This window comes from Kouleothrix sp. (assembly GCF_046328425.1).
GTDB lineage: Bacteria > Chloroflexota > Chloroflexia > Chloroflexales > Roseiflexaceae > Kouleothrix.
Genome location: NZ_JAXLWP010000009.1, coordinates 169,508 through 183,508 on the forward strand (window position 1 = coordinate 169,508; position 14,001 = coordinate 183,508).

The 14,001-nt window shown below is 71.0% G+C and carries 14 protein-coding genes; 7 read left to right on the forward strand and 7 right to left on the reverse strand.

The window, feature by feature from the left end:
- Positions 1–247 precede the first annotated feature (247 nt).
- Both U0177_RS10335 and U0177_RS10340 read right to left on the reverse strand, forming a co-directional pair.
- Positions 248–1,639, reverse strand: a complete 1,392-nt coding sequence (locus U0177_RS10335) for a serine/threonine protein kinase (protein ID WP_409570544.1) — start codon at positions 1,637–1,639, stop codon at positions 248–250.
- Positions 1,640–1,654: 15 nt separating this feature from the next.
- Positions 1,655–2,356 (reverse strand): class I SAM-dependent methyltransferase, encoded by a 702-nt coding sequence (locus tag U0177_RS10340; protein WP_409570545.1) that lies wholly within the window; start codon positions 2,354–2,356, stop codon positions 1,655–1,657.
- Positions 2,357–2,485: 129 nt separating this feature from the next.
- On the opposite strand from U0177_RS10340, the gene U0177_RS10345 reads away from it, so the two are divergent.
- From U0177_RS10345 to U0177_RS10375, 7 genes are all read left to right on the forward strand, one after another.
- Positions 2,486–2,914, forward strand: coding sequence for an ATP-binding protein (locus U0177_RS10345; RefSeq protein WP_409570546.1), 429 nt, complete (start codon positions 2,486–2,488; stop codon positions 2,912–2,914).
- Positions 2,907–4,178: a PP2C family protein-serine/threonine phosphatase gene (locus U0177_RS10350; protein WP_409570547.1), complete on the forward strand. Its 1,272-nt coding sequence runs from the start codon at positions 2,907–2,909 to the stop codon at positions 4,176–4,178. The genes U0177_RS10345 and U0177_RS10350 overlap by 8 nt, the downstream gene beginning before the upstream one ends.
- A gap of 111 nt (positions 4,179–4,289) precedes the next feature.
- Complete coding sequence (locus U0177_RS10355) at positions 4,290–4,622, forward strand: STAS domain-containing protein (RefSeq protein ID WP_409570548.1); 333 nt, start codon at positions 4,290–4,292, stop codon at positions 4,620–4,622.
- A gap of 57 nt (positions 4,623–4,679) precedes the next feature.
- Positions 4,680–5,285 carry an HAS-barrel domain-containing protein gene (locus U0177_RS10360; protein WP_409570549.1) on the forward strand — a complete coding sequence of 202 codons (606 nt, stop codon included), beginning with the start codon at positions 4,680–4,682 and terminating at the stop codon, positions 5,283–5,285.
- A gap of 5 nt (positions 5,286–5,290) precedes the next feature.
- A complete protein-coding gene (locus tag U0177_RS10365; protein ID WP_409570550.1) occupies positions 5,291–5,524 on the forward strand; it encodes a hypothetical protein in 234 nt (77 codons plus the stop codon).
- Between the two features lie 85 nt (positions 5,525–5,609).
- Positions 5,610–7,001 carry a DUF58 domain-containing protein gene (locus tag U0177_RS10370; RefSeq protein ID WP_409570551.1) on the forward strand — a complete coding sequence of 464 codons (1,392 nt, stop codon included), beginning with the start codon at positions 5,610–5,612 and terminating at the stop codon, positions 6,999–7,001.
- Between the two features lie 171 nt (positions 7,002–7,172).
- The gene (locus tag U0177_RS10375; protein WP_409570552.1) at positions 7,173–8,816 is read left to right on the forward strand and encodes an alginate lyase family protein; all 1,644 of its coding nucleotides are present in this window, start codon (positions 7,173–7,175) and stop codon (positions 8,814–8,816) included.
- Here U0177_RS10375 and U0177_RS10380 read toward each other — a convergent pair.
- From U0177_RS10380 to U0177_RS10400, 5 genes are all read right to left on the reverse strand, one after another.
- The gene (locus tag U0177_RS10380; RefSeq protein ID WP_409570553.1) at positions 8,813–9,937 is read right to left on the reverse strand and encodes a 5-(carboxyamino)imidazole ribonucleotide synthase; all 1,125 of its coding nucleotides are present in this window, start codon (positions 9,935–9,937) and stop codon (positions 8,813–8,815) included. The genes U0177_RS10375 and U0177_RS10380 overlap by 4 nt on opposite strands.
- A gap of 20 nt (positions 9,938–9,957) precedes the next feature.
- Positions 9,958–10,458, reverse strand: a complete 501-nt coding sequence (purE, locus tag U0177_RS10385) for a 5-(carboxyamino)imidazole ribonucleotide mutase (RefSeq protein WP_409570554.1) — start codon at positions 10,456–10,458, stop codon at positions 9,958–9,960.
- A 178-nt stretch (positions 10,459–10,636) separates the two neighbouring features.
- Positions 10,637–11,386, reverse strand: a complete 750-nt coding sequence (locus tag U0177_RS10390; RefSeq protein ID WP_409570555.1) for a phosphoribosylaminoimidazolesuccinocarboxamide synthase — start codon at positions 11,384–11,386, stop codon at positions 10,637–10,639.
- A gap of 81 nt (positions 11,387–11,467) precedes the next feature.
- Positions 11,468–12,475 (reverse strand): phosphoribosylformylglycinamidine cyclo-ligase, encoded by a 1,008-nt coding sequence (gene purM, locus U0177_RS10395; RefSeq protein WP_409570556.1) that lies wholly within the window; start codon positions 12,473–12,475, stop codon positions 11,468–11,470.
- Between the two features lie 125 nt (positions 12,476–12,600).
- A complete protein-coding gene (locus U0177_RS10400; protein WP_409570557.1) occupies positions 12,601–13,998 on the reverse strand; it encodes a cation diffusion facilitator family transporter in 1,398 nt (465 codons plus the stop codon).
- Positions 13,999–14,001 lie beyond the last annotated feature (3 nt).

A 14,001-nucleotide genomic window follows, 5' to 3' on the forward strand; every position in this document is an offset into this window, starting at 1 on the left:
CAGCGCCTCGCCGAATCACACGACATTGGGGTGCGGCGGGCCGCCACAGCCGGGGCAGCGTGGCGGGATCTCAGCGGCAGTGGGCCAGTGGCTCACACGTATATCTTCATGGAAACATTTCGTATGCTATTGCTGTGCCATTCTACCACGTTCCGGCTGCCGGCGTGCTGCATCAGCCCGCCGGCACCAGGGCAACACCAGGCTGTTTTCCCCTCCCTGGCAGGGGTGGCGTCAGCGGCGTTGGGCGCTACTCGGGCTTGACATACAAGCGCGACACCCAACCCTCGACGACGCTGCCGCCGACTTCGGCGCGCACCTGGATCCACTCGGTGTTGCTGGCGGTGCGCGGGCCGCCGATCTGGCGCACGTGGGTGCCGCTGGGCAGGTAGGTAATGATCTCGGCCTCGGTGCCGGGCGCGCTGCGCAGGTTCAGGCCCTCGGGGCCATCGATATTCACTACCCAGACCTGCCCGCCGCCGCTGACGATGCCGGTGAGCCAGCCTGGCAGCTGCACCCCCAAGTCGGGCAGGCTGATGTCGGGGCGCGGCAGCTCGATATTCGCCAGCCGATCGACCACCACGGTGATGGCGTAGTACGCGCCGCAGCCAAAGACTACCAGCATCGCCAGCAAGATCACGATGCCGACGACCGAGCGGCGCGCGCTGGATGGGTAGGCGAGCGGCCGGGCCGGCGCGGCCTCGTCGTCGTCTGGCGTGGCGGGCGCGGGGGCTGGCGCGGCCACCGGCAGCGCGCGGATGCGCCCGGTGGTGCGATTGATCCGCTCGCGCATGCTCGGCGGCTGCACCGGCGGCCGGTCGAGCCGGCGCGTATCGAGGCTCAGCGTGCGGCGCAGCTCGTCGAGCGCGCGGCCGAGCGCCGCCGCGTCGGGCAGGCGCTCGCCGGGCAGGCGCGCGGTGGCGTGCTTGATCAGCTCGTCGAGCGCGGGCACGAACAGCATTGGGCGGAGCTGCGCCAGCGGCGGCACCTGCAATGCCAGGTGCTGCTGCACCACCGCGCGCGGGTCGTCGCCGCTTGTCAGCCGCTTGCCGCTCAGCATCTCGACGAGCAGCAGCCCCAGCGCGTACACCGTGGCGGCGTGTGTCAGCGGGCCGCCGGCCACGCGCTCGGGCGCGCGGTAGGCCGCCACGTCGAGCGCGATCTCGGCCTGAGGGGTGCGCCAGTTCTCGAGCAGCTCGACGTGGCCATCGGCCACCAGCACGACGTTATTGCTCGAGACCGGCGGGTGCGGCACGCCGGCGCCCTGGCACACCGCCACCGCGCCAACCAGCTGGCGAAAATACAGCAGCGCATCGTCGAGCGGCATTGCGCCGATCTCGCGCAGCGTGCGCCCGGCCACGAACTCCGTCACCATATACGGCCGCCCGGCGATCTCGCCGCTGTCGAAGACTTCGAGCAGCGACTGGTGCGAGCGCCGCGCGCTGTTGTGCGCCTCTTGCACAAAGCGCTGGCGCAGCGCCTCCTGCTGGCTCATGTCGCGCCGCAGCATGTGCACCAGCACCTGGCGCTGCAGGCGCTCGTCGTAGGCGCGGTACACCACGGCCAGCCGGCCGGTGCCGAGCTGCTCTTCGATGCGGTAGCGGCCGTGCAGTAGTGGAATTGAAGGCGGATTTGCCGTCATAGTATGGCTTTGAACTTATCGATTTTGTGCGGCCAGCTTTGTCGCGATCACCAGCTCGTAGTGGCCGGGCTGCCATGCGCGGAACTCGACTGCGCCAAAGCCCAGCCGCGCCAGCGCCCGGCGCATTGCCGCGCGCGTGAGCGCCTTCAGCGGCAGCGCGCGCGCCCAGGCATCGGGGTACTTGCTGACGATCAGCACGCCGCCGGGCGCGAGTGTGCGCGCCATTTCGGCCAGCGCGCGGCGCGGGCGCGGGAAGAACTCCAGGGCTTCGAGCGATATCGCCAGGTCGAATGCCGCGTCGGGCCAGGGCAGCGCGCCAGCCTCGCCGACGCGCAGCGCCACCCGGCCGGCCAGGCCGGCGGCCGCCAGCTTGGCCGCCGCGCGCGCCAGCATGGCCGGGGCCAGATCGATCGCGCAGATCGTGCCGCCGAACCAGGGCTGCGTGGCCAGCAGCAGCGGCACGCGCCCGGTGCCGGTCGCCACATCCAGCACGCGCGGCGCGGCGCGGCCCGCCAGCGCGGCGCGCAGCAGCGGCAGCAGCAGCGCCGCGTCGCTCGCCACCACCGGCCGGCGCACATCGTCGTAGATGCGCGCGCCGCGCTGGTAGATGAAGCGTACGGCGTAGCGCCCCAGGTATGTGCCTTCGCCCACGACGATCAGCCAGTACAGCAGCGCCAGCACGGCGGGAACCGCGATCAGACCAAGCCAGATCGCCAATGTAGCCTCCGGCTGTGCGCCACCGAGGTGGCCCGAACCGATACGTTGGCGCGTTGCGAGGCATTATAGCACATCGATTTCTATGCTATTCTAGTAGCACCCAGCCGGGTGGCGACGAAAGAAATCGCGATGCACCAGTCGATCGAAGTTGTGGCGAATGACGCGGGCCTCATGGAGCTGATGCGCTTTGTCGATGATGTCGAGCGCTATTTTTCGCTTGAGCACGAGCAGGAATATTTGCTGCGCCTCTCGATCGAAGAGATCGCGACGAATATCATGAAGTACAGCTACTCGGGCCCCGCCTCCGGCCCGATCCGCGTCGAGTGCGACGCGACCAATGGCGTGCTGCAGGTGCGCATCTGCGATTGCGGCGCGCCGTTCGACCCCAACGACGCGCCCAGGCCCGACCTGACGGCCGATCTGGCGCACCGCCCGGTTGGCGGGCTGGGGCTGTTTCTGGTGCGCGAGCTTTCCGACGAGCTGCGCTACCACCACGACCCGGCCACGCGCTGGAACGAGCTGACGATCGTGAAGCGGCCGGAGGCCGGCGATGCTTGAGCGCATGCGTACCCTCGGCCTGTTCGGCCGCACGAACGATGCGCGCCTGGCCGAGCTGGCCGCGCAGCTGCCCGAGCAGCGGCTGGCGGCCGGCGACGTGCTGTTTGTGCAGGGCGCGCCTGGCTACACGTGCTACATGGTGCTCAGCGGCGAGCTCGAGGCCGTGGCGCACCAGGGCGATTTCGCGCAGCGGCTCGAGGTCTGCCTGCCCGGCCGGATTATCGGCGAGATGGCGCTGATCGACGGCAGCCCGCGCTCGGCCACGGTGCGCGCGCTGGCCGACAGCAGCGTGGCGGTGTTCGACGAGCGCGCGTTCACCGAGCTGATGCTGAGCAGCCCCGAGCTTACGCTCGATCTGCTGCGCGGCAGCACCGCGCGCCTGCGCCGCACCAGCCAGCTGATGATCGACGACCTTGCCGCCAAGCACGCCGAGCTGGCCCGCGCCTACGCCGATCTTGAGGCCGCGCAGGCCGAGCGCGTCCGGCTTGTCCGGCTCGAAGAAGAGCTGGCGGTGGCCCGGCGCATCCAATCGCTGTTTCTGCCGCGCACGATCGCGCAGCCGCCCGGCTGGCAGATCGCCGCGGTGAACCGCGGCGCGCATGAGGTTGGCGGCGATTTTTTCGACTGCATCCCGCTGGACGGCGGACGGCTGGGCCTGGTGATTGCCGACGCCTGCGGCAAGGGCGTGCCGGCGGCGCTGTTTGTGGCGCTGACGCGCAGCCTGGTGCGCGCGTCGTCGCAGGCGCCGCGCATGTTTCGGCACGAGCACGAGGCCGGCGCCGACGCGCTGCTGGCCGATACGCTGAGGTTCGCCAACGAGTATATCGCCACCGAGCACGGCGCCAGCAGCATGTTCATCACGCTGTTCTACGCGGTGCTGACGCCCGCGAGCGGCGAGCTGAGCTTTGTGAACGCCGGCCACAATTCGCCAATGCTGCTCGGCCCTGGCGGCGTGCTGCGCGCCGAGCTCGAAAGCTCGGCCCTGCCGATCGGCATCGTGCCCGGCCAGGCGTTCGAGGTGGGCCACGCCAGGCTTGCGCCCGGCGATACGCTGGTGTGCTTCACCGACGGCATCACCGAGGCGATGAACGCCGGCAACGAGCTGTTTGGCGAGCCGCGCCTGCTGGCGGCGCTGCGCGCGCACGCCGGGCTGCCGGCCGCTGCGCTGATCGACCGGGTGATCGCCGAGGTCGAGGTGCATGCCGGCGGCGCGCCCCAGTCCGACGACCTGACGCTGCTCGTGGTCAGGCGCGAGGCGGCGTGAAGCAGCGCGGCTACGGCAATGAAACGCGCGTGTTATAATACGCGCCAGCGCACCACGCAGCCAGCGCCGCGCCGCGCACCGTTTTCCGCTTCACCGAAAGGGCTAACCCGCGTGAAACAAGAGCACATTGGCGACGTGCTGGTGATCACCCTGCCGGCCCGGCTCGACGCCGCCGCGCTTGCCGATGTTGAGCCAGTGTTCAACGCGATTATCAACGCGCACCAGGGCAAGGTGCTTGTGGATATGGCCGAGGTCGGCTTCGCGGCCAGCTTGGCGCTGCGCATGCTGCTGATGGGCCTGAAATCGGCCCAGCCGCTTGGCGGCGACGTGCGGCTGTGCAGCCTGCAGCCGCCGGTGGCCGAGATCTTTCGCAAAAGCCGCTTCGATACGCTGTTCAAGATCTACCCCGATCGCGCGGCCGGCCTGGCGTCGTACGCGGGGTAGCAGGCGCCGGGGCGCACGCCGATCCTGCCTTCTGATCGCTTGGGGCGCACACAACCTATGCCAACACGCATCGGCGAAGTGATCGAATCGACAAGCACTGGCTTCACGGCCGGGGCCTACGAGCTGCTGGCGGCGCCGCCGTTCGGCGCGCTGGTGCGCGCGCAGGCGCGCGCCGAGGGCTCGGCGGTGTACGGGCTGGTGTACGATATCCGCACCGGCAGCAAAGAGCCGGGCGGCCGCGCGCTGGTGCGCGGGCGCACCTACAGCGGGCGCGAGCTGTACGACGCCGAGATCTACCACGAGCACCCCGACCTGGCCGAAGTGCTGCAGACCGAGTTCAGCGCGATCACCGTGGGCTTTGCCGAGGGCGGGCGCGTGCGGCAGTACCTGCCGCCACAGCCGCCGCCGGTGCACTATAGCGTCTACGAGTGCGGCGACGACGAGCTGATCGGCTTTAGCGAGCACACCGACTTCTTCCGCACGCTGCTGTTCGCCTACCAGATCCCCAGCGACGAGCTGCTGGCCGCAGTGATCCGCGCCGCCGCGCGCGCACGCGGTGCCGGCGAGCGCGAATACTTGGTGTACGCCGGCCGTGAGGTCGCCTCGCTGCTGAAAGACGACTACGACCGCCTTACCGCTATTCTGCGGCGCGTCCGCCCCTAAACGCTATGAGCGCAGCCATCCTCATCCCACTGCTGATGGTCGGCCTGTGCGCCGCCACGCTGTTCGGCTGCTACGTGGTGTTCGACCGGCTGCAGACGCGGATCGAGCAAGCCCACGGCCGTGCGCGCTGGCTGCCGATCGGCCTGGCCGCCGGCGTCGGGCTGATCGCGCTCAGCACCTTCTGGTGCTGCTTTACATTCAGCGCCGCGCTGATGCAGGCGCTCGGCCTGAACCTCTAGCCCCGCCGCTTCCCATCAGCTCTACGGCCTGATTCGGCGGGCGCAGCGGCCGCGTTGATCGGCATTTCGTGGTACGATCGCCGGCATGAACTACTACGAGGCGAGTGTACGGCACCTTGCGCGCGCGCGGCGCTGGCTGAGCCTGGAAGGCCGGCTGCGCCCAACCCAGCCTTGGGTGTTCGCGCTCGGCCCTGCGGCGCTGCTGGCCGGGCTGATCGCGCCATACGCCGGGCTATTCGTGATCGCCTACAGCTATATGCTGCTGGTGCTGCTGATGTACCTGTGGGTGCGCGAGCTGGGGCCGCGCGTGGCGCTGCACCGCAAGCTGCTGGCCGAGTGGGCGCAGGTCGGCGACGATCTGGAAGAGCTGTGGGATCTCGAGAACCGCGCGCGCCTGCCGCTGCTGTGGCTCGAGCTTGAAGATGCCTCGACGCTGCCGGGCTACAACGGCCGGCGCGTGGCCGGGCTTGGGCCGGGCGCGCGGCAGCAGTGGCGCACGCAGGCCCACTGTACCCGCCGTGGCGTGTACACGCTTGGCCCGCTCACTGCCTCGCTCGGCGACCCGTTCGGGCTGTTTCGCTACCAGTGGCGCGAGCAGGCCGCGCGCCAGATTGTGATCTACCCGCCGCTGGTGCGCCTGCCGCCGCTGCTGGTGCCGCAGGGCCAGCGCGGCGGCCTGGCGCGCGCCGACCTGCTGCAGCTTCACGTTACGCCAAGCGTCGGCGGGCTGCGCGAGTACGCGCCGGGCGACCCACCGAGCCGCATCCACTGGCCTACGGTGGCGCGCACCGACAAGCTGATGATCAAAGAGTTCGACCAGGAGCGCGCCGGCGCGCTGTGGATCGTGCTCGACCTCGCGGCCGGCGCCTACCCGCCCGCGCCGGCGCGCGCTCCCGCGCCGCTGCACGCCGACCCCTACGCCTTTACCCAGACATCGGTGCTCGACACGCCGGCGCTTGAGAGCCGCGCCGACTCGCTGCTTGAGCTGGCGATCGTGCTGGCGTGCTCGCTGGCCTCGCAGGCGTTGGCCGAGGGCCGCGCGGTCGGGCTGCTGGCCGACGATGGCCGCCGCCGCATGGTGATGCCCGGCCGGGGGCCGCGCCAGCTCTGGCGCATCCTGGGCGCGCTCGTCGACGCGCACTCCAGCGGCGCGCTGCCGCTGGGCGAGGTGCTGCGCCAGGGCCAGGCTGCGCGCGCCACCGAAACCGCAGGTGCCGCGCTGGCGCTGGTGACGCCCGCGCTCGACGGCGCGTGGCTGCCGGGCCTGGCAGGCTGGCAGACGCGCCGGGCTGGTGGCGCGCTGGCGCTGCTGGTGGCCGACGTGGCCGCGCAGGCGCAGCCGCTTGCCGCGCAGCTGGCCGCCAGCGGCGTGCCGGCCAGCATCTTCGAGCTTGGCGCGCCGCTGCCGCTGCTCACGCCGCCCAAGCCCAAAACCTCCGCACGGCTCTCGCCGCTGGGGAAAGTCATTGGCGGCTGAGCTGGGTGAACATCCTGACAGCTATGTATCCTCGGCGCTACCTGCCGCGTTCACATAAGCGGGAGGCTCGGGGCCGCTCGCCACCCAAGCTCCTCGCCGGCGCAGGTAATGCAGCCGAGCGCGCGGCCCACCGCGTAGCTCGTGAACATACTAGAAAGTTTTCGTATTCGCATGAAACGCATTGTTGTTGCCCTGTTGGCCGCAGCCGTGCTGCTGGCCGGTGCGCTGCCGGCCCAGGCGGCGCCAGCCGGCCAGCGCTGCTTTGCCGAAACGGGCTTCTGCATACAGGGGCGCATCCGCGAGTTCTGGGAGGCGAACGGCGGCCTGCCGGTGTTTGGCCTGCCGCTCGCGCCGCAGCAAGAAGAGCTGATCGAAGGCGTGGCGACGCAATCGCAGCAGTTCGAGCGCAACCGGCTCGAGCTGCACCCCACAAATGCGCGCCCCTACGACGTGCTGCTGGGCCGGCTGGGCGCCGACGCGCTGGCGCGGCAGGGCCGCGACTGGTTCAGCTTCGCCAAAAGCGCGCCGCAGCCCGGCTGCCGCTTCTTCGCCGAAACCGGCCACAATGTCTGCGGCGATATTCTGAAAGCCTGGCGCGCCAGCGGCCTGGAGTTCGACGGCCGGCGCGGCACCAGCGAGGCCGAAAGCCTGGCGCTGTTCGGCCTGCCGCTCGGCGACGCCCAGCTCGAGCAGATCGAAGGGCGCAGCTACACCGTGCAGTGGTTCGAGCGCGCGCGCTTCGAGCTGCACCCCGAGAACCAGCCGCCCTACGACGTGCTGCTGGGCCTGCTCGGGCGCGAGGTTGGCGCGGCGGTGTGCGGGCCGCCGGTGCCGCCCGGCGGCGGGATCTGGACTTCGCGCGCCGAGCTGGCGCGCCTGCCAATGGCCGGGCCGGCCTGGCGCCAGCTCAAGGCCGCGGCCGACGCCGGCCTGGGCAAAGCCGAGATCGCCAATCAGAACAGCAACCACGACGTGCGTGCGCTCGCCGCGGCGCTGGTGTACGCCCGCACCGGCGACGAGCGCTACCGCGCCAAGGCCGCCGACGCGGTGATGGCCGCCATCGGCACCGAGCAGGGCGATCGCACGCTCGCGCTTGGGCGCAACCTGGTGTCGTATGTGATCGCCGCCGACCTGATCGACTTCAAGAGCTACGACCCGGCGCGCGAGCAGCAGTTCCGCGAATGGCTGAGCGCGGTGCGCTTTGCCGCCCTCGACGGGCGCACGCTGATCGGCACGCACGATCAGCGCCCGAACAATTGGGGCACGCACGCCGGTGCGTCGCGCGTGGCCGCCGCGCTGTACCTCGGCGACCGGGCCGACCTCGACCGCGCCGCGCAGGTGTTTCGCGGCTGGCTAGGCAACCGCGTGGCGTACTCGGCTTTCAGCTACGATGGCGACCTCTCGTGGCAGGCCGACCCCGAGCAGCCGGTTGGCATTAACCCGGCGGGGGCGACGCGCGATGGCCACCGGCTCGACGGCGCCATCCCCGACGATATGCGGCGCGGCGGGCCGTTCGCCTGGCCGCCCGTGCATACCAACTACCCGTGGGGTGCGCTCGAAGGCGCGCTGGCGCAGGCCGAGCTGCTTTCGCGCGCCGGCTACGATGTGTGGAACTGGTCGGATCGGGCGCTGCTGCGCGCGGCCCAGTTTCTCGATGACCTCGACCGCGAGGCGGGCGGCTGGTGGGCTACCGGCGACGACGAGTGGATGCCGTGGGTGATCAACCACGCCTATGGCGCGAGCTTCCGCGCGGCGCTGCCGGCGCGGCCCGGCAAAAACCTCGGCTGGACCGACTGGGTATACGGCTGCCGCTAGCCCTGCTCGCTTGCCGCGACGAGCGCCAGGATGGCCTGGAGCGGCGCCTCGAGCGCGGCGGGGCTGTCGGCGCGCACGGTGATATGGCCGAGCTTACGGCCGGCGCGCGGCGCCTTGCCATACAGGTGCAGGTGCGCGCCCGGCACCGCCAGCACGGCCGCCGGGTCGGGCCAGGCGCCGATCAGGTTCACCATCGCCGCGTGGCCGCGCGCCGCCGCCGAGCCGAGCGGCAGCCCCAGCACCGCGCGCAGGTGCTGCTCGAACTGGCTGGTCTCGGCGCCTTCGATCGTCCAGTGGCCCGAGTTATGCACGCGCGGCGCCATCTCGTTCACCAGCAGCGCCGGGGCAGCAGAGGCAGGCTCTTCTACCTGGAACAGCTCGATCGCCAGCACGCCGACGTAGTCGAGCGCCTCAAGGGCCTGGGTGGCGATCCGCTCGGCGGCGGCCTGGAGCGCGGGCGTGCCCCCCGGCGCTGGCGCGAGCGAGAGCCGAAGGATGCCGTCGCGGTGGTAGTTCTCGGCCAGCGGGTAGCAGGCGATCGCGCCGTCGCGGCCGCGCGCCGCCACGATCGATAGCTCGCGCGCAAAGCGTACGAACCCTTCGAGGATCAGCGGCGAGCCGCCCAGCGTGGCCCAGGCCGCCGCGGCATCCTCGCGCGCGCGCAGCACGAATTGGCCCTTGCCGTCGTAGCCCAGGCGGCGCGTCTTCAGCACCGCCGGCAGGCCGATCCGCACCAGCGCCGCGTCGAGCTCGGCGGGCGTGCCCACTGCCGCGAACGGCGGCGTGGCAATGCCGAGGCTTTGGAAGAACGACTTCTCGGCCACGCGATCCTGCGCGGCTTCGAGCGCCTGCGGCGGCGGGTACACCGGCACGCGCGCGGCCAGCTGGCGCGCCGCCGCCACCGGCACATTCTCGAACTCGTAGCTGATCAGGTCGAGGCCGGCCGCGAACGCGTCGAGCGTGGCCGGGTCGTCGTAGCCGGCGCGGGTGTGCTCGGCCATATGCCCGGCCGGCGCGTCGGCGGCGGGCTCGAGGAAGCGGAAGCGCAGCCCGAGCGGGTAGCCGGCCAGCGCCAGCATGCGCCCGAGCTGCCCGCCGCCCAGGATTCCTACTGTTGTCAAATCCCGTCTACCCCGTCTCTCTAGCCTGCCGAACCTTCGCGCGGATCCGGCTGATCGAGCACCGCCTGCGTCTGATCGGCGCGGAAGCGCTGCAGCGCCGCGCGGATGGGCGGGTATTTATTGGCCAGGATGGCGGCCGCCAGCAGCGCCGCGTTCACCGCGCCGGCGCGGCCGATCGCCAGCGTGCCCACCGGGATGCCAGCCGGCATCTGCGCGATCGAGAGCAGCGAGTCCATGCCCTTGAGCGCCTTCGACTCGACCGGGACGCCCAGCACCGGCAGCGTGGTTTTGGCGGCGGCCATGCCCGGCAGGTGCGCCGCGCCGCCCGCCCCCGCGATGATCACCTCCAGCCCGCGCGCTTCGGCCGAGCCGGCGTACTCGAACAGCAGGTCGGGCGTGCGGTGGGCCGAGACCACGCGCACCTCGTAGGGCACGCCCAGGCGGTCGAGCGTCTGCGCGGCATGGCTCATCGTCTCCCAGTCGGATGTTGAGCCCATGATCAGGCCGATGAGTGGCTGCATAGGTTTTCTTTTATGGCTTACGCAGTTGCATTAGGCTTCATCGGAAATAGAGGAGCCGGAGCGGCTTTGCCCCTCCGAACCTCCCTGGTGGGGCGAGTATGGTAGCTTTGCTATCATACTCGCCCCACCAAGAGAAGATTTTTGGGGGCCTGCGGCCCCCAAGCCCCCAGAGGCGAGGCTACTCCGCCCGCCACGCGTCGGTCATGTCGGCGACGGTGGCGTATAGGTCGCGCACCTGCGCCAGGCCGGTGTCGGTAACCTCGGACATATTGCGGTACACCTGCTTGTCGAGCATGCGCTCTTTCCGGCCGCCCGGCCACAGGCGCCACGAGTCGTTGTCGATCATGTCGGCAACGATCAGCGCGCCGCTGGTGTCGCGGCCGAACTCGATCTTCAGATCGACCAGCGCGACGTCTTGCGCGGCCCAGGCGTGCTCGATCGCCGCAAACACGCGCCGGCCGTCGCGCGCGATCTGCGCCACCTCGGCGGCGCTGGCGATGCCCTGAGCGGCGATCCCGGCCTCGCTGATCTGCGGGTCGTGGCGCGCGTCGTCCTTCAGGAAGAACTCGACCAGCGGCGGCTCGAAGCGCGTGCCCTCGGCGGTGCCGGGGTGGCGCTTGAGGAACGAGCCGGTAGCGAGGCGGCGCATCACCACCTCGAGCGGGATCATGGCGCAGCGCCGCACGAGCATCACGCCCGGCTCGGGCGCGGCAACCAGGTGAGTGGCGATGCCGGCGCGGTTGAGCAGCGCGAACACATTCGCGGCGGTGCGCCCGCTGAGCGCGCCCTTGCCCGCGATCGTGTTGCGGCGCGCGCCGTCGCCGGCGCTGATGCTGTCTTTCTGCACCATCACCGCCAGCGCCTGGTCGTCGGGGTATGCATAGATGATTTTGGTTTTGCCTTCGGCAAGCTTTGGGCCTAGTTTCATTGGAACCTACTTTGTATGTTGGGCGCGGCTCGAGCAGCTTTTCTGCTCGTTGTGCCTGTGAAAATCGGCGTGCGCCGAGCGCTAGACGAGCTGCACGCCGCCGCCGGGCACCACCTCGCCGACCAGCCGGGCTTCGGGCAGCAGCCCCAGCGCGGCACTGGCGGCGGCGCGCGGCAGCACCACCAGCATGCCCAGGCCCATGTTGAGCGCGTGGAAAGCTTCGCGCTCGGCCAGCCCGCCCTCGCGCACCAGCAGGTCGCAGATCGGCGGGATCTCCCAGCTCTCGTGCCGGATGACCGCGCCCGCGCCGCCGGGCAGCACGCGCGGCAGGTTGTCGTACACGCCGCCGCCGGTGATATGCGCCAGCGCGTGGATCGGCACTTCGGCGGCCCACAGCGCCTCGACCTCGCGCAGGTAGGGCCGGTGCACCGCCAGCAGCGCCTCGCCGATCGATTGGCCGCCCAGCTCGGGCGGGCGCTCGGCGAGGCGCCCGGCGAAGACGCGCCGGGCCAGCGAGTAGCCGTTGGTGTGCAGCCCGCTCGACGGCAGCGCCACGATCGCGTCGCCGGGCGCCACATCGCGCGGCAGCATGCGCTCGCGCGCCACCACACCCACGATCGTGCCGGCCAGGTCGAACGCGCCGGGCTGGTAGACATCGGGCATCTCGGCGGTTTCGCCGCCGAGCAGCGCGCAGCCGGCGTGGCGGCAGGCCGCCGCCACGCCGGCAACCACCGCCGCGGCCTGGGCCGGGTCGAGCCTGGCTACCGCGATGTAGTCCATAAAAAACAGCGGGCGGGCGCCCTGCACCAGGATGTCGTTCACGCAGTGGTTCACCAGATCCTGGCCAACGGTATCGTAGCGCCCGAGCGCGGCGGCGATCAGCGTCTTCGTGCCGACGCCGTCGGTCGAGGCCACCAGCACTGGCGCGGCGCCCACGCCCGGCGCGGCGGCGAGATCAAAACATCCGCCGAACGCGCCCATGCCGGCGAGAACGGCGGGGGTATGCGTCGAGCGGACGGCGTCGGCCATCAGTTGGGTTGCGCGCGTTCCGGCCTCGATGTCGACACCGGATTGGCGGTAGCTGGTCACAAATTCGGCTCCTCCACGCAGGGTTGTTCGGCGCGGCTAGTATACCATGGAAGCCGGTGGTGCCTGCGGCAGGTAGAGCCTCCCCGAACTCACCGCGCAAGCTATGTGGAAGAAGGGAATTGGCGCTAGGCGTGCTGCGCCGGCTCGGGGTCGATCTGCACCCGCACCACGTCGGGCACGGCCCGGCGCAGGTCGCGCTCCATGCGCGCCATGGCGGTGTGCACCTCGCTCAGCGGCGTCTCGGGTGGGAAGGCGCAGCGCAGCGTCACAATCGCGCCCGCGTCGGTCAGCAGCGTCTCGACCTGGGCCACGCTCGCGGCGCCGGGCAGCTGGCGCACCACCTCGCGGATGCTGTCGTTCAGCGGCGCGTAGCGCACCGCCGGCTGCACCCGGTCGCGGCGCGGCTCGAGGTGCACCGCCACCACGGTTGAGCCGCCCAGCTCGTCGCAGATCGCGCGCTCGAGCCGCTCGGACGACGTATGCGCCTCGCCGAGCGTCAGGTCGGTGGGCAGCTCGAGGTCCATATCCACGCGGATCGCATCGGCCAGCTGGTACAGGTCGAGGTTGTGCACATGGAGCCCCAGCCGGTTGGCCGAGGCATATACGGCGGTGGCGTAGGGCTCGGCGGCGGTGCGCGCGGGCACCACATGCACCAGCACATTCGCGCCGGCCAGCTCCTCGCGCACCACCGCCTCGACCGCCTCGGTGAGCTGGTGGGCCTGCTCGAGCGAGCCGCCGCGCGGCGTGCCGAGCGACACCTCGACATACGGCTGCTGGCCCACAAAACGTGTGCGCATCTGCACGCTCTCGGGGATCACGTCGGGCAGCGCGGCCACCTGGCGCGCCAGCCGGCGGCTCAGGTCGGCCGGCACGTCGTCCATCAGCGCGCGCACCGCGTGCACGCTCATGCCCCACGATACCCACAGCGCGATCAGCGCGACAACCGCGGCGGCAATCGCGTCGACGCGCGCCAGCAGCCACTCGGGCAGCAGGCCCAGCGGCTCGGTCACCGCAATCAGCGTGAGCGCCACCAGCACCACGGCGGTGGAGAGCATGTCGTTGGTGAAGTGGGCCGCGTCGGCGGCCAGCGCCTGGCTCTTGAACTCTTCGGCGGCGCGCTTGAGCGCGCGCGAGCGGCGCCAGTCGATCAGCAGCGAGGTGATGATCACCACAAACGCCCACACGCTCGTCTCGGGCATCTCGGCGCGCACGAACACGCGCAGAAACGCCTCGCGCAGCACCAGCGCGGCGGTAGCCACCAGCAGCACTGCCTCGGCCAGCGCGCCCAGGTGCTCGGCGCGGGCGTGGCCGTAGGGGTGGTTGTCGTCGGGCGGCAGGTCGGCGATCTGCACCACCAGCAGGGTGATCCCCGCGGCCAGCAGGTCGAGCGCCGAGTGCGCCGCCTCGGCCAGGATCGCCAGGCTGCCGGTAGCCACGCCCACGGTGAGCTTCAGCAGCGTCAGCAGCAGCCCCGAGCCGACCGAGGCCAGCGCGGCGCCGCGTTTGGTCGAAGGTGTGGTCATGGC

What these genes read in the sequence shown, in the direction of transcription:
- U0177_RS10335 (WP_409570544.1), bottom strand. Translation starts at nt 1,639, where the DNA reads ATGACGGCAAATCCGCCTTCAATTCCACTACTGCACGGCCGCTACCGC.
- U0177_RS10345 (WP_409570546.1), top strand. Translation starts at nt 2,486, where the DNA reads ATGCACCAGTCGATCGAAGTTGTGGCGAATGACGCGGGCCTCATGGAG.
- U0177_RS10350 (WP_409570547.1), top strand. Translation starts at nt 2,907, where the DNA reads ATGCTTGAGCGCATGCGTACCCTCGGCCTGTTCGGCCGCACGAACGAT.
- U0177_RS10360 (WP_409570549.1), top strand. Translation starts at nt 4,680, where the DNA reads ATGCCAACACGCATCGGCGAAGTGATCGAATCGACAAGCACTGGCTTC.
- U0177_RS10370 (WP_409570551.1), top strand. Translation starts at nt 5,610, where the DNA reads ATGAACTACTACGAGGCGAGTGTACGGCACCTTGCGCGCGCGCGGCGC.
- U0177_RS10375 (WP_409570552.1), top strand. Translation starts at nt 7,173, where the DNA reads ATGAAACGCATTGTTGTTGCCCTGTTGGCCGCAGCCGTGCTGCTGGCC.
- U0177_RS10400 (WP_409570557.1), bottom strand. Translation starts at nt 13,998, where the DNA reads ATGACCACACCTTCGACCAAACGCGGCGCCGCGCTGGCCTCGGTCGGC.
- U0177_RS10365 (WP_409570550.1), top strand. Translation starts at nt 5,291, where the DNA reads ATGAGCGCAGCCATCCTCATCCCACTGCTGATGGTCGGCCTGTGCGCC.
- purE (WP_409570554.1), bottom strand. Translation starts at nt 10,458, where the DNA reads ATGCAGCCACTCATCGGCCTGATCATGGGCTCAACATCCGACTGGGAG.
- U0177_RS10390 (WP_409570555.1), bottom strand. Translation starts at nt 11,386, where the DNA reads ATGAAACTAGGCCCAAAGCTTGCCGAAGGCAAAACCAAAATCATCTAT.